The organism is Streptomyces rishiriensis (assembly GCF_003112535.1).
GTDB lineage: Bacteria > Actinomycetota > Actinomycetes > Streptomycetales > Streptomycetaceae > Streptomyces > Streptomyces rishiriensis.
In genome coordinates this window covers 206,133-224,532 of sequence record NZ_BEWA01000008.1, presented here as the reverse complement: position 1 = coordinate 224,532, position 18,400 = coordinate 206,133, and the positions used below count along the sequence as shown (strand labels likewise).

Genomic DNA, 18,400 nt, shown 5'->3' with positions numbered 1-18,400 from the left:
ACGTCCCGCGGGCACTAGCGTCCGAAGGCCTGCCAGACCGTCACGACCAGTGCGCCGACGGCGGTGAGCGCGGCCACGGCCGGCAACGGCCAGCGTGAGTGCTCCAACGCCACGATGCGCGTGCTCAGTTCGTCGAGCTCCTTGGCCGTCTCCTCGGTGCGGTGCGTCAGCAGGGCCAGTCCGCCCTCGACGCGGGCGTACGCCACGTCGAGGCGGCGCCGTAACTCCGCGAGTTCTCCATGGACGACGGGATGCTCGGAATCGGTGGTCACGTGTCCGCTCCTTTCCGTGCTCGTCTCACATCCCTTACGTGCGCATGATGAGTGAACCCGCCGGGTGGGCCCGGGGGGAGAGTGTGCGCGCGGCATATGCGGGCCCGGTCCGCACACGGCGTGTGAAAAGAACGGGCCCGGCGCTCCGCGGAGCGCCGGGCCCGTGACCGGCCGGCGAGGGGACCCCGCGTGACGTGGGTCAGACGTGGGTCAGTACGTGTGGAAGGTCAGTACGTGTAGAAGCCCGAACCGGTCTTGCGGCCCAGCCGGCCCGCGTCCACCATGCGCTGGAGCAGCGGGGGAGCGGCGTAGAGCGGCTCCTTGTACTCCTCGTACATGGAGAACGCGACCGAGGCGACCGTGTCCAGACCGATCAGGTCGGACAGCTTCAGCGGGCCCATCGGGTGGGCGCAGCCCATCTCCATGCCGTTGTCGATGTCCTCGCGGCTGGCGATGCCCGTCTCGAACATCCGGATCGCGGACAGGAGGTAGGGGATCAGCAGCGCGTTGACCACGAAGCCGGAGCGGTCCTGGGCGCGGATCGCGTGCTTGCCCAGCACCTTCTCCGCGAACAGCTGCGCCCGGCCGAGCGTGCCCTCCGAGGTGGTCAGCGCCGGGATCAGCTCGACGAGCTGCTGCACCGGGGCCGGGTTGAAGAAGTGGATGCCGACGACCTGGTCGGGCCGCGAGGTGGCGACCGCCAGCTTCACCAGCGGGATGGAGGAGGTGTTGGAGGCCAGGATCGCGTCCGGGCGGGTCACCACCTGGTCGAGGACCTGGAAGATCTCGGTCTTGACCTGCTCGTTCTCGACCACGGCCTCGACGACGAGGTCACGGTCGGCGAACTCGCCCAGGTCCGTGGTGAAGCTCAGGCGCGCTAGCGCGGCGTCCCGCTCCTCCTCGGAGATCTTGCCGCGCTCGGCGGCCTTGGTCAGGGAGTTGAGCAGCCGGGTCCGGCCGATCTCCAGGGCTTCGCCGTTGGTCTCGGCGACCTTGACGTCGAGGCCGGCGCGGGCGCAGACCTCGGCGATGCCCGCCCCCATCTGGCCGCAGCCCACCACTCCGACCCGTTCGATGTCGGTCACATCGCACCTTTCGCCGCGCTGTCTCTGGCTGACTCTGTTGGCAGGGGCAGGTCTGCCGGGTCCCGGTCGGCCTGCTCCGATCGTGCACGTTACTAGCAAGTATCGATGATCGATCGTCTGGGTGGGGGCATGCTGGGGCCCGGAAACGATCCGTGACCGAACGGATCCGCAGAGTATGTGGGGATGTGTGCGATGGGGCGACTGACCCGGCGGGCGTTCGCGCTGGCAGCGCTGTCGGCGTTCACCACGACGGGCGCGGCGGCCGCTCCCGGGCGGGAGCGGCGGGCGACGACCGAGATGCGGGGGATGTGGCTGGCGACCGTCTCCAACCGCGACTGGCCCTCCCGGGCGGGCCTGACCGCCACCGCCCAGCGCGCCGAACTGATCGCGCTGCTGGACGTGGCGGTGCGCAGGCGGCTCAACACGGTGATCCTCCAGGTGCGGCCCACGGCCGACGCGCTGTGGCCCTCGCCGTACGAGCCGTGGTCCGAGGTGCTCACGGGCGTGCAGGGCAGGGCGCCGGGATGGGATCCGCTGGGCACGGCCGTCGCCGAGGCCCACGCCCGCGGCCTTCAGCTGCACGCCTGGTTCAACCCCTACCGGGTCGCGACCCACGACGACCCCTCCCGGCTGGTCGCCGCCCACCCGGCGCGCAGGCATCCGGACTGGGTGGTGCCGTTCGGCGGGAGGCTCTACTACAACCCCGGCCTGCCCGAGGTCCGCGCTTTCGTGCAGGACGCGATCCTCGACGCGGTCGCGAAGTACCCCGTGGACGCCGTGCACTTCGACGACTACTTCTATCCGTACCCGGTGGCCGGCCAGACCTTCGACGACGGGGACGCCTACGACGCCCACGGCGGCGCCTTCGCCACCCGGGCCGCCTGGCGGCGCGACAACGTCGACCGGCTGGTGCTGGAGACGGCCGCCCGCATCAAGGCCACCCGGCCCGGCACCCAGTTCGGGATCAGCCCGTTCGGTGTGTGGCGCAACGCCTCCACCGACTCGCGCGGCTCCGACACCCGGGCCCTGCAGTCGTACGACGACATCCACGCCGACACGCGCAAGTGGGTGAAGGAGGGCTGGATCGACTACGTGGTGCCCCAGTTGTACTGGAACATCGGGCTGTCGGCCGCCGACTACGCCAAGCTGGTGCCTTGGTGGGCGGAGGTGGCCAAGGGCAGCCGCACCCGGCTGTACATCGGCGAGGCCCTGTACCGGGCGGGCGACCCGACGCAGCCGGCGGCCTGGCAGGACCCGGCCGAACTCTCGGCCCACCTCGACCTGGCCGCCGCGCACCCACAGGTGCGCGGGCACGTGTACTTCGCCGCGGGGGACGTGAAGACGGACCGGATCGGGGCGATGGCCCGGGTCGTCGCCGAGCACTACCAGCAGCCGGCCGAGCCTCCGCGCTGAGCCGCGCCGAGCCTCCGCGCTGAGCCGCGCCGAGGCCCGACAGGCCGGGCCGGGTCACGTCGGCTCGCGTCGGTTCACGCCGGGTCGCGCCGGACTAGGGGCGCCGTTCCCCGGCCGTGCGGTGGCGGATCTCGGTGTCGGGGCCGGGCGAGCACACGCCCACGTGCCCGTCCTCGAAACGGACGCGGTACGGGGGGTCGCCTCCCTGGCCCAGTACCTCGACGATCTCGCCGACCTTGTCGTGTTGCCCGACCACCCTGCCGTGCTGGACAAGCTGGTCGCCCGTGGTTGCGCGCATCTGGGCCTCCTCACTGTGCCGAGCGGCGGTCCGTGCCGTCGAGTCCCCGATCCTCGCGTCCGTCGCGGGCGGCAGCCGGCTCGCGGTCAGCCGCGCGCCCGCTGCGTGACGGCGATGCAGACGACGACGGCCGCGGCCGTCAGCGGCGCGGCGGGCGTGAGGTGTTCGCCCAGCAGCAGCACCGACCACACCAGTGTGAGCAGCGGTTGGGCCAACTGCAACTGGCTGGCCCGGGGGATGCCGATGGCCGCCATGCCCCGGTACCAGACGACCAGCCCGAGGAACTGCGAGCCCGCGGTGATCCACAGCAGTCCGGCCACGCTGTGCCCGGTGAGGTGGACGGGCTGCAGGGCGACGGCGAGCGCGGCGGCGGGCAGGGTCAGGGGCAGACAGAGCACCAGCGCCCAGCCGATGACATGCCAGCCCGGCATGACCCGGGCCAGCCGGCCGCCCTCGGTGTAGCCGGCCGCGCACACCAGCAGCGCCCCGAACAGGTAGAGGTCGGCCGTGGTCAGGGCGCCGCCGCTCTGCTGCACGGTGAAGGCCGCCACCGCGCCGGCGCCGGCGAGGGCCGCCGCCCAGAAGGCGCGGGAGGGGCGGGCGCCCGTGCGCAGGACGGACAGCAGCGCGGTCGTCAGCGGCAGCAGGCCGACCACCACGGCCGCGTGCGCGGTCGTGGACGTCTGCAGCGCGAGCGTGGTCAGCAGGGGGAAGCCGACGACGACCCCGCCGGCGACGACGGCCAGCCCCGCCCAGTGCCGCCGGGCGGGCGGCGGGATCCGCAGGGCGAGCAGACACGCGCCGGCGAGCAGCGCGGCCAGGACGCTGCGCACCGCGACCAGCGCCCAGGGACCGAAGCCCTCCAGGCCCCAGGCGGTGGCGGGGAAGGTCAGCGAGAAGGCGACGACACCGAGGGCGGCCTGGAGGATGCCGGGGCCGCTCCGCTGGGCGCCGAGGTCCGGAGTGCTGACCGCTATCGCGGACGGTGCGGTAGCGCTACTCTGTATCTTCATGCACGAGCGTAGCAGTGTGATTGAACTGGTGGAACAGTTGCGCCGAGAGTTCGGCCGCTACTCACCAGGTGGAAAGCTGCCGTCGAGCCGGGCCCTGGTCGAGAGGTTCCGGGTGAGCCCCGTGACCGTCTCGCGGGCACTGGCGCAGCTGTCCGCCGAGGGGCTCGTGGTCACCCGCCCCGGCGCCGGAGCCTTCCGGGCCCGGCCGCCGCGCGCCGCCGCTCCCGTCGGCGACACCTCGTGGCAGGAGGTCTCGCTCAGCGCCGACGGCGCGGGCGAACTGGTCCCGCGCTCGGTGGACGCCTCGGGCGTCACCGCCTCCCTCTCCGCCCCGCCGCCCGGAGTGATCGAGTTCAACGGCGGCTACCTCCACCCCTCGCTCCAGCCGGAACGGGCCATGGCCGCGGCCCTGGCCCGCGCGGGGCGCCGGCCCGGCGCCTGGGGACGGCCGCCGCTGGACGGGCTGCCGGAGCTGCGCGAATGGTTCGCGCGCACCGTCGGCGGCCCGGCCACCGCGGCCGAGGTGCTGGTCAGCGGTGGCGGCCAGGCCTCGCTGACCACCGCCCTGCGCGCCCTGGCCCCGCCCGGCGCGCCGGTGCTGGTGGAGTCGCCGACCTACCCCGGCATGCTCGCGATCGCCCGGTCGGCGGGACTGCGGCCCGTCCCCGTCCCGGTCGACGCGGACGGCGTCCGCCCGGAGCTGCTCGCCGACGCGTTCCGGGCGAGCGGCGCCCGGGTCTTCGTCTGCCAGCCCCTGTTCCAGAACCCGACCGGGGCCGTCCTCGCCGCCGACCGGCGGGCCGAGGTGCTGGGTATCGCCCGGGAGGCGGGGGCGTTCGTCGTGGAGGACGACTTCGTGCGCCGGCTCGCGCACGAGGACGCGGGCCCCCTGCCGCGTCCGCTCGCCGCCGAGGACCCCGACGGCGTCGTCGTCCACGTCGGGTCGCTGACCAAGGCGACCTCCCCGAGCTTCCGGGTCAGCGCCCTGGTCGCCCGCGGCCCGGTGCTGGAACGGCTGCGCGCCATCCAGGTCGTCGACAGCTTCTTCGTGCCCCGTCCGCTGCAGGAGGCGGCCCTCGAACTCGTCGGCTCGCCGGCCTGGCCGCGCCATCTGCGGTCCGTGGCGGCGGAGCTGAGGGCCCGGCGGGACGCGATGACCGCCGCGCTGCGGCTGCGTCTGCCCCGGCTGGCCCTGCCGCACATCCCGTCCGGCGGCTACCACCTGTGGCTGCGGCTGCCCGACGGCACGGACGAGACGGCGTTCGCCGCCGCCGCTCTGCGGGCCGGCGTCGCCCTCGCCCCCGGCCGCCCCTACTTCAGCGCCGAGCCCCCGGCCGCCCACGTCCGGCTGAGCTTCGCCGCCGTCGCCGGAACGGCGGAGATCGCGGAGGGGGTGCGGCGGCTGGAGGCCGCGTGCGAGGAGGCGCTGCCGCAAACCGTTCGACATGACGTCCCGCCGCTGTGAGGATCCCGCCATGACCGACCTTTCCGGCCTCCCCGAGGGCTACGAGATCTCCGCCGACCCCGACCGCGTCGACGTCGGGCGCGTGCACCGATGGCTGTCGACCGACGCGTACTGGGCGACCGGGCGCACCCTGGACAAGCAGGAGCGGGCGATCGCGGGCTCGCTCAACTTCGGGGTGTACGACACGGCGTCCGGGGAGCAGGTCGCCTACGCCCGGGTGGTGACCGACCAGGCCACCTTCGCCTGGCTGTGCGACGTGTACGTGGATCCGGCCGTGCGCGGCAAGGGGATCGGCACGGCGATGGCCGAGGCGGTGCGGGATCACCTCACGCCGTACGGGCTGCGCCGCATCCTGCTCGCCACGCACGACGCGCACGGCGTGTACGAGAAGGCCGGTTTTCGGCCGCTCGCCGCGCCCGACCGGTGGATGGCGCTCGTTTTCGAGTGACTTGCCCTGTCGTGTCCAGGCCTTCCGCCAAGGTTTGGCGCATTCGTGACAACCAGCAGGTAACGCCTCTTGACCTGCGCACTTCCTCGGCTCACCATCACCGCATGCCACTTCGGGTCACGTTCGTCGCCGCCGCTCGCAGCTCCTCGCTGCTCGCGGAACGCTTCGAGGACGACCGCCCGCTGGACCAGCCGGGCTGGGACGAGGTGCAGCGGGCGGTCCCCGACCTCCTGCCGCTGGCCGCCGCCGGACTGCGCTACTGCTCGCCCACCCCGCGCAGCCGTGCGACCGGCGACGCCCTCGGGTACGCGCCGCTGGTGCAGCTCGCCCTGCGGGACTGCGACATGGGCCGCTGGCGGGGCCTCACCCTCGGTGAGGCGATGGCCCGCGAGCCGCAGGCGGTGGACGCCTGGCTGGCCGACCCGCTGGCGACCCCGCACGGCGGCGAGTCCCTGCTCGACTTCATCACGCGGCTGGGCGACTGGCTGGACACCCGGCCCGTCGGCGACGGCGACAAGATCGTCGCGGTCGCCGAGCCCAGCGTGATCCGTGCCGCGGTGGTCTATGCGCTCAAGGCGCCCCCGGCGACGTACTGGAACATCGACGTGCGCCCCCTGTCGGCGACCACCGTCACCGGCCGGGGCGGGCGTTGGAACCTGCGGTTCGAAGGGGTGCCGGTTCAGCCGGCACGCGCGTAGTCCGTCGTCAGCAGCAGGTCCTTGGCCGGGCCGCCCACCCGCCACACCGTCCGCCAGTGGTCCGCGTCCGAGACGGTGTACTCGCCCCGGTAGAGGTCGGCCGCGCAGGGATGGTCGGCGGTGTGCCGTCCGGTCGTCAGGTCCAGGTCGTGGAAGGGGCGGCCGTCGGCGAACCGGACGTCGGCCGTGCCGGGCGTCGGCCCCGGCGCGAAGCGCAGCGTGCGCTCGGCGGGCCGGGCCACGCCCCGCCAGACGAACGTGCCCGTCTCCAGCTGCAGCAGTCCGGCCTCGTCGCCTGTCCGGAAGACGGTCGTGCCCGTGAACGAGCCCGTGTCCCCGCTCGCGAGGTCCCGCACGGACCGCTCCGTCCGCCAGCTCCCGGCCAGATAGGCCAGCACGTCGGAGACCGGCCAGAACTCGCCCATCACCGTTCACCTCCGAAACTTCCGCTGCCGCGCGGCCCATTGACGCTCTCCGGTCCCCTCCCTATCTTGCCGTTCGAAGTGCTGATCAGCGTCCGGCATGTCGAACATTTGTGAACACAGAGCCTCGGAGCATCCATGTCACGCAGCACCACCCGACTGAGACTCGGTCTCGGGGCGAGCGCCTTCCTGCTGGCCGCGGGGCTGGTCCCGGCCCCCGCGCAAGCCGCCGGCCCCACCGACTACACGCTCACCGTCGACCCCGCCGCCAAGGGCGCGAAGATCGACGACACGATGTACGGCGTCTTCTTCGAGGACATCAACCGGGCGGCCGACGGCGGTCTGTACGCCGAACTCGTGCAGAACAGGTCCTTCGAGTACGCGACGGTCGACAACCGGTCGTACACCCCGCTCACCTCCTGGACGGTCGACGGCGCCGCCCGGGTGCTCGACGACGCCGGGCGCCTCAACGACCGCAACCGCTCGTACCTCTTCCTGGACGCCGGTTCGTCCGTCACCAACTCCGGCTACAACACCGGCGTCCGGGTCGAGCAGGGCAAGCGGTACGACTTCTCGGTCTGGGCCCGCGCCGAGCGCGGCAGCACCCTCACCGTGAGCCTCCAGGACGCCGGCGGCGCGCTCGCCACGGCGCGCAGGGTGGCCGTGCGCGCGGGCGGCTGGGCCCGGTACAGGGCGACCCTCACGGCCGCCCGCACCAGCAGCGAAGGCCGGCTGACCGTCGCCTCCTCCGGAGCGGCCGCCCTCGACATGGTGTCCCTGTTCCCCCGTGACACCTACAAGCACGAGCCCAACGGCCTGCGCAAGGACCTCGCCGAGAAGATCGCCGCCCTGAAGCCCGGCTTCGTCCGCTTCCCCGGTGGCTGCCTGGTCAACACCGGCTCGATGCAGGACTACAGCGAGGCCTCCGGCTGGCAGCGCGCCCGCTCCTACCAGTGGAAGGACACCGTCGGCCCGGTCGAGCAGCGGGCGACCAACTCCAACTTCTGGGGCTACAACCAGAGTTACGGCCTGGGCTACTACGAGTACTTCCGCCTCGCCGAGGATGTCGGCGCGATGCCGCTGCCCGTCGTGCCCGCCCTGGTGACCGGCTGCGGCCAGAACCGGGCCGTCGTGGACGAGGCACTGCTCAAGCGGCACGTCCAGGACACCCTCGACCTGATCGAGTTCGCCAACGGGCCCGTGACCTCGACCTGGGGCGCGAAGCGCGCCCGGATGGGCCACCCCCGGCCCTTCCACCTCACGCACATCGAGGTCGGCAACGAGGAGAACCTCCCCGTCGAGTTCCTCGCCCGCTTCAAGGAGTTCCGAGCCGCCGTCGAGGCGAAGTACCCGGACGTCACCGTCATCTCCAACTCCGGCCCGGACGACTCCGGTTCGACCTTCGACACGGCCTGTCAGCTCAACCGGGACGCCAAGGTCGACATGGTCGACGAGCACTACTACAACAGCCCGCAGTGGTTCCTGCAGAACAACGACCGCTACGACTCCTACGACCGCGTCGGCCCCAAGGTGTTCCTCGGCGAGTACGCCTCCCAGGGCAACGCCTTCAAGAACGGGCTGGCCGAAGCCGCCTACATGACCGGTCTGGAACGCAACGCCGACGTCGTCAAGCTCGCCTCCTACGCCCCGCTCTTCGCCAACGAGGACTACGTGCAGTGGCGGCCGGACCTGGTGTGGTTCAACAACCACGCCTCCTGGAACTCGGCCAACTACGAGGTGCAGAAGCTGTTCATGACCAACGTGGGCGACCGCGTGGTCCCGTCGACGGCCACCGGCACCCCGGCCCTCCAGGGCCCGATCGCCGGCGCCGTCGGCCTCTCCACCTGGGCGACCAGCGCGGCCTACGACGACGTACAGGTGACCGGCGCGGACGGCGCCACGCTGCTGAGCGACGACTTCTCCGGCGACGCGGCGAAGTGGACGCACACCGGCGGCGGCAGCTGGTCGCTCCAGGACGGGCAGTACGTGCAGAGCGACACCGCCGCCGAGAACACCATGGTCGCGGCCGGTGACCCCGCCTGGCACGACTACGACCTGCGGCTGAAGGCCACCAAGAAGTCCGGCAAGGAGGGCTTCCTCGTCGCCTTCGGCGTCAAGGACACGGGCAACTACTACTGGTGGAACCTGGGCGGCTGGAACAACACCCAGTCCGCCGTCGAGCAGGCCGTGGACGGCGGTAAGTCCACCCTGATCTCCAAGGCCGGGTCCGTCGAGACGGGCCGCGCCTACGACGTCCACGTCAAGGTCCGGGGCCGCCAGGTCACCCTCTACCTCGACGGCCAGGAATGGGGCGGCTTCACCGACGACAAGCCCGCCGAGCCGTTCCGCCAGGTCGTCACCAGGGACGACAGGACCGGCGACCTGATCGTCAAGGTCGTCAACGCCCAGTCCGCCGACGCCCGCACGGCGATCGACCTGGGCGGGGCGAAGGTCGCGTCCAGGGCCCGGGTGACCACGCTGGCGGCCGCGCCGGACGCGGTCAACTCGGAGACGGCGACCACGGTCGCGCCGGCGACCTCCACGTTCACCGCGGTCGCCGGGAAGTTCACGTACACCTTCCCGGCGAACTCGATCACCTTCCTGCGGATCAGGCAGAGGTAGCCGGCCGCGCCGGCGGGCGGGGGCGGCCGCTGCCCACGCCCGCCGGGCGTGCGGCGCGGTGAAACGGGAGAGGTCCGAGTGCTCCGGGTGCTCCGGGTACTCCGGGTGCTCCGGGTGCTCCGGGCGGTCCAGGGGCGCGCATGGATTGCATAAACGTACATCGATACGTATAGTCATGCCATCCAGGAGGAGGAGTCATGGTGGTACGTGCGGCGGTGGCCGGAGCGAGCGGGTATGCGGGCGGAGAGCTGCTGCGCCTGCTCCTGGCGCACCCCGAGATCGAGATCGGCGCCCTGACCGGCCATTCCCACGCCGGTCAGAAACTGGGCGGCCTTCAGCCGCACCTGCTGCCGCTGGCCGACCGGGTGCTCCAGGAGACCGTCCCCGAGGCGCTCGCCGGACACGACGTCGTCTTCCTCGCCCTCCCGCACGGTCAGTCCGCCGCCGTGGCCGAGCAGCTCGGTCCGGACGTCCTCGTCGTCGACATGGGCGCCGACTTCCGGCTGAAGGACCCGGCCGACTGGGAGCGTTTCTACGGCTCCGAGCACGCCGGGACCTGGCCGTACGGTCTCCCCGAACTGCCGGGCGGCCGCGCCGCGCTGGAGGGGTCCAGGCGCATCGCGGTCCCCGGCTGCTACCCCACGGCCGTCTCGCTGGCCCTGTTCCCCGCGTACGCCGCCGCGATCGCCGAGAACGAGGCCGTGATCGTCGCCGCCTCCGGCACCTCCGGCGCGGGCAAGGCGGCCAGGACGCACCTGCTGGGCTCCGAGGTCATGGGCTCCATGTCGCCGTACGGCGTCGGCGGCGTCCACCGGCACACCCCCGAGATGGTCCAGAACCTCAGCGTGGCGGCGGGCGAGCCGGTCACCGTCTCCTTCACGCCGACCCTCGCGCCGATGTCCCGCGGCATCCTCGCCACCTGCAGCGCCAAGGCCCGGCCGGGCGTCGGCGCCGACGCCGTCCGCGCCGCCTACGCCAAGGCCTTCGCCGACGAGCCGTTCGTCCACCTCCTCCCCGAGGGGCAGTGGCCCGCCACTGCGTCCGTCTACGGTTCCAACGCCGTTCAGGTACAGGTCGCGTACGACGAGGCCGCGGGCCGCATCATCGCCGTGAGCGCCATCGACAACCTGACCAAGGGCACCGCGGGCGGCGCCCTGCAGAGCATGAACATCGCCCTCGGGCTCGACGAGAGCACCGGGCTTTCCACGATCGGAGTCGCACCGTGAGCGTCACGGCAGCCAAGGGATTCACGGCGGCGGGCATCGCCGCCGGGATCAAGCAGAACGGCAACCCGGACCTGGCCCTCGTGGTCAACACCGGGCCCCGCCGCGCGGCCGCGGGCGTCTTCACCTCCAACCGCGTCAAGGCCGCGCCCGTCCTGTGGTCCGAGCAGGTCCTCAAGGGCGGCCGGGTGACCGCGGTGGTCCTCAACTCCGGCGGCGCCAACGCCTGTACCGGACCGAAGGGCTTCCAGGACACGCACGCGACCGCCGAGAAGGCCGCGGACGTGCTCGGGCACAACGCGGCCGAGGTCGCCGTCGCCTCGACCGGCCTCATCGGCGTCCTGCTGCCGATGGACAAGCTGCTGCCGGGCGTCGAGACCGCCGCCGGACAGCTGTCCGAGCACGGCGGCGAGAAGGCCGCCATCGCCATCAAGACCACCGACACCGTCCACAAGACGGCCGTGGCCCAGGGCGACGGCTGGACCGTCGGCGGCATGGCCAAGGGCGCGGGCATGCTCGCCCCCGGCCTCGCCACCATGCTCGTCGTCCTCACCACCGACGCCGACGTCGACAGCGAGACCCTGGACAGGGCGCTGCGCGCCGCCACCGCGGTCACCTTCGACCGGGTCGACTCCGACGGCTGCATGTCCACCAACGACACCGTGCTGCTGCTCGCCTCCGGCGCCACCGAAGTCACGCCCGGATACGAGGAGTTCGCCGCCGCCGTGCGCGCCGTCTGCGACGACCTCGGCCAGCAGCTCATCCGCGACGCCGAGGGCGCCAGCAAGGACATCAAGGTCGAGGTGGTGGGCGCGGCCAGCGAGGACGACGCCGTCGAGGTGGGCCGTTCCATCGCCCGCAACAACCTCCTCAAGTGCGCGATCCACGGCGAGGACCCCAACTGGGGACGCGTGCTCTCCGCGATCGGCACGACGAAGGCCGCCTTCGAGCCGGACCGGCTGAACGTCGCCATCAACGGCGTCTGGGTCTGCAAGAACGGCGGCGTCGGCGAGGACCGCGACAAGGTCGACATGCGCTACCGCGAGGTGCACATCGTCGCCGACCTCGCCGCCGGCGCGGAGACGGCCACGATCTGGACCAACGACCTCACCGCCGACTACGTCCACGAGAACAGCGCCTACTCCTCATGAGCAACGTGACCCGCAAGCACACCGCGCTTCCCAAGGCCCAGATCCTCATCGAGGCGCTGCCCTGGCTGGTCCGCCACAACGGCAGGACCGTCGTCATCAAGTTCGGCGGCAACGCCATGATCGACGAGGACCTGAAGGCCGCCTTCGCCCAGGACGTCGTCTTCCTGCACCACGCCGGCCTCAAGCCGGTCGTCGTGCACGGGGGCGGCCCGCAGATCAGCGCCGCCCTCGACAGGCACGGCATCGTCAGCGAGTTCAAGGCCGGCCTGCGCGTCACCACCGAGGACGCCATGGACGTCGTACGGATGGTGCTCGCCGGACAGGTCCAGCGCGAGCTGGTCGGCCTGCTCAACCAGCACGGGCCGCTCGCCGTCGGACTGACCGGCGAGGACGCCCACACCATCACCGCCACCAAGCACCTGCCCGAGATCGACGGCGAGTCGGTCGACATCGGGCGGGTCGGCGAGATCACCGCGATCGACACGGGCGCCATCGAGGCGCTGCTCGCCGACGGCCGCATCCCGGTCGTCTCGTCGATCGCCCGCTCACAGGACGACGGACATGTCTACAACGTCAATGCTGATACGGCGGCTGCGGCACTCGCTGCTGCTCTGGGCGCCGAGACCCTCATGGTCCTCACGGACGTCGAGGGCCTCTACGAGGACTGGCCGAACAGCGACGAGGTGATCAGCCGCCTCACGGCCGCGCAGCTGGAGAAGCTGCTGCCGGACCTGAGCTCCGGCATGGTCCCGAAGATGGAGGGCTGCCTGCACGCCGTGCGCAACGGCGTGAACACCGCCCGCGTGATCGACGGGCGGGTCCAGCACTCGATCCTGCTGGAGATCTTCACCGACGAAGGGATCGGCACGATGGTCGTGCCGGACGGACAGGGGGAGCCGTGAGCGACGCCAACCAGGAGCTGACCGCGCGGTGGCAGGGCGCGTTCATGAACAACTACGGCACCCCGCTGCTGCCCCTGGTGCGCGGCGCGGGCAGCCGGGTCTGGGACGCCGACGGCGCGGAGTACCTCGACTTCGTCGGCGGCATCGCGGTCAACGCGCTCGGCCACGCCCACCCGGCCGTCGTGGACGCGGTGAGCCGCCAGATCGCCTCCCTCGGCCACATCTCCAACTTCTTCATGGCCGAGCCCACCGTCGCCCTCGCCGAACGGCTGCTGCAGCACTTCGGCCGGGACGGCAGGGTCTTCTTCTGCAACTCCGGCGCCGAGGCCAACGAGGCCGCCTTCAAGATCGGCCGGCTGACCGGGCGCACGCACGTCGTCGCCACCGAGGGCGCCTTCCACGGCCGCACCATGGGCGCCCTGGCGCTCACCGGCCAGCAGGGCAAGCGCGAGCCGTTCCTGCCGTTGCCCGGCGACGTCACCCATGTGCCGTTCGGCGACGCGCAGGCACTGGCCGCCGCGGTCACCGAGGAGACCGCGCTCGTCGTCCTGGAGCCCGTCCAGGGCGAGCTCGGCGTCGTCGTGCCGCCCGCCGGCTACCTCAAGGCGGCCCGCGCGATCACCGCCGCCACCGGGGCGCTGCTGGTCCTCGACGAGGTGCAGACCGGCATCGGCCGGACCGGCCACTGGTTCGAGTACCAGGCCCACGAGGGCGTCCTGCCGGACGTCGTGACGCTGGCGAAGGGTCTCGGCGGCGGGCTGCCGCTGGGCGCGACCGTCGCCTTCGGCCGGGCGGCGGAGCTGCTGCAGCCCGGTCAGCACGGGACGACGTTCGGCGGCAACCCCGTCGCCTGCGCCGCCGGTCTCGCCGTCCTCGACACCATCGAGAACGAGGGGTTGCTGCAGAACGTCAAGCGGCAGAGCGAGAAGTTGCGGGACGGAATCACGGCTGCGGGCCATCCGTTGATCGATTATGTCCGGGGTGCGGGTCTCCTCCTGGGTATCGTGCTCACCGAGCCCCTCGCGCCCCAGGTGCGCCAGGCGGCTCAGGATGCCGGGTTCCTGGTGAACGCGCCCGCCCCGGACGTCGTCCGGCTGATGCCGCCGCTGAACCTCGGCGACGACGAGGTGGAGGCGTTCCTCGGGGCCCTGCCCGGCATCCTCGACGCAGCCGACGGGGACGGATCCGGGGAATGAGACGACGATGAGCCAGGCGCAGGACCATGAGCAGGCCGGTGCGGGCGGGGCCGCCGTGCCGCAGACCCGCACCGCGCGTCACCGCCGGATCGTGGACATCCTCAACCGGCAGCCCGTGCGCTCGCAGAGCCAGCTGGCGAAACTGCTGGCCGACGACGGGCTGAGCGTCACCCAGGCGACGCTCTCGCGGGATCTGGACGAGCTGAACGCGGTCAAGATCCGCAACAACGACGGCGACCTCATCTACGCGGTGCCCAGCGAGGGGGGTTTCCGGACCCCCCGGGCGCCGCTCGGGGAGTCGGCGAAGGAGGAGCGGATGAGGCGGCTCTCGCAGGAGCTGCTGATCTCCGCGGAGGCGTCCGCCAACCTCGTGGTCCTGCGGACCCCTCCGGGGGCCGCCCAGTTCCTCGCCTCGGCGATCGACCAGGCCGAGCTGCACGACATCCTCGGCACCATCGCGGGCGACGACACGCTGCTGCTGATCAGCCGGGAGCCGACGGGCGGGCAGGCGCTGGCGGACCACTTGCTGCGGCTGGCCCAGAACGGTCACTAGTGCCGTTGCGGCGCTGTGACGGTGGTCGGTGCGGGGTGTGATGTCCGGGGCGTGATGTCCGGGGCGTGATGTGCGGGCCCCCTCCTGCGGCGCCCCCGGCGGGGTCGTGCATGCCGGCCGTCTCCGCCGGGTGCCGGGGCGTGGGGGCTGGTCGCGCAGTTCCCCGCGCCCCCGGGGTGGGTGATCTCGACCCGGTCCGGCGACCGGGTGGGCCGCCGAGGGGGATGTCCGGCGGCCGTGGTCGGGATGGTTCAGCCCAGGCGTCGGGCCAGGCCGCCCGTGCAGCGCACCTCGTCGCCCGCCGTGATCAGGAGCGCCTCCACGTCCGGGAGCGCCTCCAGCCACGCGAGCGCCTCCCGCGACCCCATCGCGAACGCCGCCGTGGCCCAGCAGTCCGCCCAGGTCAGCCGGGGCGCGACCACGGTCACGGCCACCAGGTCCGTCACCGCGGAGCGGCCCGTACGGGGATCGACGATGTGCGCGCCCCGCTCCGTCGTGCCCGACGTGGCGACCGCCAGCTCGTCCGCGCCCGCCGCCGAGACCACGGCCGCGAGGCCGCCCGGCCGCAGGGGATCGGACACCCCCACCCGCCACGGCCGCTCGGGCCCGGGAACGCCCAGCAGCTGCACGTCCCCGCCGCCGTTGACGCTGACCCCGCTGACGCCCGCCGCCGAGATCAGCCGGGCGGCGCGCTCGGCGGCCCAGCCCTTGACGACGCCGGTCGGGTCCAGCCGGCCCTGGTAGCGCATGCTGAACCAGCCCTGGCTGACCCGCTCCGCCTCCTCGCCCAGCGCCAGCACCTCGGCGACCTCGGGATCGCACTCCCCGACGGTCAGCTCACCGCGCGCCAGCCGCGACACCTGGCTGTCCTCGCGGTAGGTGGTGAAGACCTCGTTCACCCGGTGCAGCGAGGCGATCGCCTCCTCCAGCGCCGCCCGCACCGCCTCGGCCTCGCCGCCGCGGACGTCGAAGGAGAAGACGGTTCCCATGACCTCTTCGGCATGCCGCACCACGGCGGGGGACTGCACCGGCTCGGCCACCGTGTCAGCCACCGGCCTGGTCGAGCGCCGACTGCAGCGACTTCTTGTAGCCCTCGCTGGTGTAGGTCGCGCCGGAGACGGAGTCGATGTCGGCGCTGCCCTTGGCGACGGCTTCCTGGTTGAGCTTGGGGACGGACAGCTGGGTCTTCTGGTCGCTGGTGCCGCCCTTGGGGGCCTGGACCGCGTCCGCCTTGGTGATCTTCCCGCCGGCGACGGTGATCCGGACCTGGACCGGCCCGTACTGCGTCTGCTGGACGGCGCCGGTGACGGTCCTGGCCTGTGCGGCCCCCGGGGCGGATCCCGCGTTCCCGGAGCCCGACGCCGAGCCGCCCTTCGCCTTCGCCTGGTCGAGCGCCGACTGGAGCGACTTCTTGTAGCCCTCGCTGGTGTAGGTCGCGCCGGAGACGGAGTCGATGTCGGCGCTGCCCTTGGCGACGGCTTCCTGGTTGAGCTTGGGGACGGACAGCTGGGTCTTCTGGTCGCTGGTGCCGCCCTTGGGGGCCTGGACGGCCTCCGCCTTGGTGATCTTCCCGCCGGCGACGGTGATCCGGACCTGCACGGTCCCGTACTGCGTCTGGACCGCTGCCCCGGTGAAGGCGCCCGCTGCCTGCGCGCTGCCCGAACCCTGGGAGGACCCGGACCCGGCGCTCGCGTTCGCCTTGTCGATCGCCGACTGCAGCGACTTCTTGTAGCCCTCGCTGGTGTACGTGGCGCCCGACACCGTGTCGATGTCCGGGCTCTGCTTGGCGACGACGTCGGCGTTGAGCTTGGGCACGGCCAGCGCGGTCTTCTGGTCGCTGGTGCCGCCCTTGGGAGCCTGGACGGCCTCCGCCTTGGTGATCTTGTTCGCGACCACGGTGATCCGGACCTGCACGGCCCCGTACTGCGTCTGGACGGCGTCGCCGGTCATCGTGCCGGTGACCGGCGCGCCGGCTCCGCCCTGCGCCGCTTCCTGCGCCGCCGCCGCGCCCGTGCCCGAGCCCGCGGCCTGCGCGGAACCGGGGTCGGACGCCGGCTTGAGCGACAGCAGCAGCACGATCCCTGACACGGTGGCGGCAGTGGCCAGCACGACCCGCCGAAGAGGGTGGCTCTTCCTCATCGCTTCCTGAGCTCCTGGTTTCCGTTGGTGGCGAGGTTCCCGTGCGTACGGGTCGCTCACATCTCGAACGACTCGTGGTGGATGCGGCGGGCGGGAACCCCGGCGCCGCGCAGTGCCTCGTACACACCCTGGGCGAAGCCGTTCGGCCCGCACATGAAGACGTCGTGGCTGTCGATGTCGGGGATCTTGCGCTGGAGCGACTCCGCCGAGATGTCGGGGCGCTCCCCGTCGGGGCTGTTGACGGCGTACATCAGGCGCGCCCCGCGCTCGTCGGCGATCTTCGCCAGCTCGTCCCACAGGGCCAGGTCCTGAGTGCTGTTGGCCCGGTAGAGCAGGGTGATGTCACCGGCCCCGCCCGGCAGCGTCTCGAACAGCGCCCGCATCGGCGTGATGCCGACCCCGCCGGCCACCAGCAGCACCTTGCCGCGGCTGCGCCGGGACGCCGTCATCGCGCCGTACGGTCCCTCGGCCCACACCTTCGTGCCGGGCTGCAGCTCGCGCAGCGCGGCGCTGTGGTCGCCGATCGCCTTGACCGTGATCCGCAGCAGCTCCGGCCGCGGGGCCGCCGACAGCGAGTACGGGTGGGAGCTCAGGCGCATGCCGGGCGCCATGAACCGCCAGCGGAAGAACTGCCCGGCCTCCGCGCCCATCCGGTGCAGCTTGCGCCCGCCGATCAGCACGGACACGATACCCGGCGTCTCCTCGATGACGGCCTCGACGTACATCCGGTGGCGCAGGTTCAGCCGGAGCGGGGTGATGATGCGGTACCAGACGACCAGCGCGGTGACCGACCCGTACAGCGCGTACCAGGCGGTCTTCGCGGTCGGCTCGACGGCGAAGTCGTTGCCGGTGGTGATCTGGTGCCAGAAGGTCAGGAACACGGCCGCGTACGTCATCAGGTGGATGTGGTACCAGGTGTCGTACGGCATCCGCCTGCGCACCGGCGCGATCGACACCACCCCGATCAGCAGGAACAGGCCGGTGCCGATGGCCGCCTTGCCCATGTCCGGCAGCTGCTCGACGGAGTCGATCGTCTGCTGGACGATGTCCCCCAGCGTCTTTCCGGCCTGCAGCGCGTACCCCCACATGATGAGGAAGACGTGCGCGAAGACCAGGCAGAGCGTGTACCGGCCGCTCATCGCGTGCCAGCGGGCGACCCGGTCCGAGCCCACCCGCCGCTCCAGCGCGGGCACCCGCGCCATCTGCAGCACGACGAGCGCCATCAGGTACCCGGCGAGCAGGCCGGTGATCCGTCCCGCGTTGAGGATCTTGCTGTTGTCGTCGGCGATGTTCGGCGTGTTGCTCCACCACAACCACAGCACGCCCGCCGCGCCCGCCCAGACGGCGAGCAGCAGCGGAACGGCCGGGGAGCGGCGCGGACGGATGCGGCGCATCGTCTGGCGGCGGGCGGCACGGCCGCCGGCGATCGTCGTGGTCACTGTTCCTCCGTGGGTACGGACCCTAGGCCCTCAGATACGGGCCGCGGGCGCGCAGCGTTCA

The 18,400-nt window shown here is 72.3% G+C and carries 18 protein-coding genes; 10 read left to right on the top strand and 8 right to left on the bottom strand.

What is annotated here, in order from left to right; all coding sequences use genetic code 11:
- Positions 1–14 precede the first annotated feature (14 nt).
- Together Sri02f_RS15305 and Sri02f_RS15300 are read right to left on the bottom strand one after the other, a co-directional pair.
- Entirely contained in the window at positions 15–272 is a 258-nt protein-coding gene (locus Sri02f_RS15305; protein WP_109001763.1) for a hypothetical protein, read from the bottom strand.
- A 227-nt stretch (positions 273–499) separates the two neighbouring features.
- The gene (locus Sri02f_RS15300) at positions 500–1,357 is read right to left on the bottom strand and encodes a 3-hydroxybutyryl-CoA dehydrogenase (RefSeq protein ID WP_109001761.1); all 858 of its coding nucleotides are present in this window, start codon (positions 1,355–1,357) and stop codon (positions 500–502) included.
- 192 nt (positions 1,358–1,549) lie between these two features.
- Here Sri02f_RS15300 and Sri02f_RS15295 point away from each other — a divergent pair, with 192 nt between their 5' ends.
- Positions 1,550–2,770 carry a glycoside hydrolase family 10-like protein gene (locus Sri02f_RS15295; RefSeq protein WP_109001760.1) on the top strand — a complete coding sequence of 407 codons (1,221 nt, stop codon included), beginning with the start codon at positions 1,550–1,552 and terminating at the stop codon, positions 2,768–2,770.
- A 94-nt stretch (positions 2,771–2,864) separates the two neighbouring features.
- On the opposite strand, the gene Sri02f_RS15290 is transcribed toward Sri02f_RS15295, so the two are convergent.
- Both Sri02f_RS15290 and Sri02f_RS15285 read right to left on the bottom strand, forming a co-directional pair.
- The gene (locus Sri02f_RS15290) at positions 2,865–3,068 is read right to left on the bottom strand and encodes a DUF1918 domain-containing protein (protein WP_109001758.1); all 204 of its coding nucleotides are present in this window, start codon (positions 3,066–3,068) and stop codon (positions 2,865–2,867) included.
- Between the two features lie 86 nt (positions 3,069–3,154).
- Positions 3,155–4,081 carry a DMT family transporter gene (locus Sri02f_RS15285; protein ID WP_109001756.1) on the bottom strand — a complete coding sequence of 309 codons (927 nt, stop codon included), beginning with the start codon at positions 4,079–4,081 and terminating at the stop codon, positions 3,155–3,157.
- Here Sri02f_RS15285 and Sri02f_RS15280 point away from each other — a divergent pair.
- From Sri02f_RS15280 to Sri02f_RS15270, 3 genes are all read left to right on the top strand, one after another.
- Entirely contained in the window at positions 4,080–5,546 is a 1,467-nt protein-coding gene (locus Sri02f_RS15280) for an aminotransferase-like domain-containing protein (RefSeq protein ID WP_109001754.1), read from the top strand. The two genes, Sri02f_RS15285 and Sri02f_RS15280, sit on opposite strands and share 2 nt — an antisense overlap.
- 10 nt (positions 5,547–5,556) lie before the next feature.
- Positions 5,557–5,994, top strand: coding sequence for a GNAT family N-acetyltransferase (locus Sri02f_RS15275; protein WP_109001986.1), 438 nt, complete (start codon positions 5,557–5,559; stop codon positions 5,992–5,994).
- Between the two features lie 104 nt (positions 5,995–6,098).
- Positions 6,099–6,692 (top strand): histidine phosphatase family protein, encoded by a 594-nt coding sequence (locus tag Sri02f_RS15270; RefSeq protein WP_109001753.1) that lies wholly within the window; start codon positions 6,099–6,101, stop codon positions 6,690–6,692.
- Here Sri02f_RS15270 and Sri02f_RS15265 read toward each other — a convergent pair.
- Entirely contained in the window at positions 6,674–7,117 is a 444-nt protein-coding gene (locus Sri02f_RS15265) for a DUF6314 family protein (protein ID WP_109001752.1), read from the bottom strand. The genes Sri02f_RS15270 and Sri02f_RS15265 overlap by 19 nt on opposite strands.
- 135 nt (positions 7,118–7,252) lie before the next feature.
- Between Sri02f_RS15265 and Sri02f_RS15260 the strand changes: the two genes are divergently transcribed.
- The 6 genes from Sri02f_RS15260 to Sri02f_RS15235 all read left to right on the top strand — a co-directional run bounded on the left by Sri02f_RS15260 (position 7,253) and on the right by Sri02f_RS15235 (position 14,761).
- Positions 7,253–9,736 carry an alpha-L-arabinofuranosidase family protein gene (locus Sri02f_RS15260; protein WP_109001750.1) on the top strand — a complete coding sequence of 828 codons (2,484 nt, stop codon included), beginning with the start codon at positions 7,253–7,255 and terminating at the stop codon, positions 9,734–9,736.
- Between the two features lie 197 nt (positions 9,737–9,933).
- Positions 9,934–10,962, top strand: coding sequence for an N-acetyl-gamma-glutamyl-phosphate reductase (gene argC / locus Sri02f_RS15255; protein ID WP_109001749.1), 1,029 nt, complete (start codon positions 9,934–9,936; stop codon positions 10,960–10,962).
- A complete protein-coding gene (gene argJ / locus Sri02f_RS15250; protein WP_109001747.1) occupies positions 10,959–12,110 on the top strand; it encodes a bifunctional glutamate N-acetyltransferase/amino-acid acetyltransferase ArgJ in 1,152 nt (383 codons plus the stop codon). Before argC ends, argJ begins: the two co-directional genes overlap by 4 nt.
- Positions 12,107–13,012, top strand: a complete 906-nt coding sequence (gene argB, locus Sri02f_RS15245) for an acetylglutamate kinase (RefSeq protein ID WP_109001745.1) — start codon at positions 12,107–12,109, stop codon at positions 13,010–13,012. The genes argJ and argB overlap by 4 nt, the downstream gene beginning before the upstream one ends.
- Positions 13,009–14,208, top strand: coding sequence for an acetylornithine transaminase (locus Sri02f_RS15240; RefSeq protein WP_109001743.1), 1,200 nt, complete (start codon positions 13,009–13,011; stop codon positions 14,206–14,208). Before argB ends, Sri02f_RS15240 begins: the two co-directional genes overlap by 4 nt.
- A 7-nt stretch (positions 14,209–14,215) precedes the next feature.
- The gene (locus tag Sri02f_RS15235) at positions 14,216–14,761 is read left to right on the top strand and encodes an arginine repressor (RefSeq protein WP_109001742.1); all 546 of its coding nucleotides are present in this window, start codon (positions 14,216–14,218) and stop codon (positions 14,759–14,761) included.
- A 251-nt stretch (positions 14,762–15,012) separates the two neighbouring features.
- Here Sri02f_RS15235 and Sri02f_RS15230 read toward each other — a convergent pair whose 3' ends face one another.
- The 3 genes from Sri02f_RS15230 to Sri02f_RS15220 are packed head-to-tail and all read right to left on the bottom strand — an operon-like array spanning position 15,013 to position 18,339.
- Entirely contained in the window at positions 15,013–15,750 is a 738-nt protein-coding gene (locus tag Sri02f_RS15230; protein ID WP_109001985.1) for an FAD:protein FMN transferase, read from the bottom strand.
- A 55-nt stretch (positions 15,751–15,805) separates the two neighbouring features.
- Positions 15,806–16,900, bottom strand: a complete 1,095-nt coding sequence (locus Sri02f_RS15225) for an FMN-binding protein (protein ID WP_167467552.1) — start codon at positions 16,898–16,900, stop codon at positions 15,806–15,808.
- A gap of 56 nt (positions 16,901–16,956) precedes the next feature.
- Complete coding sequence (locus Sri02f_RS15220; protein ID WP_167467551.1) at positions 16,957–18,339, bottom strand: ferredoxin reductase family protein; 1,383 nt, start codon at positions 18,337–18,339, stop codon at positions 16,957–16,959.
- Positions 18,340–18,400 lie beyond the last annotated feature (61 nt).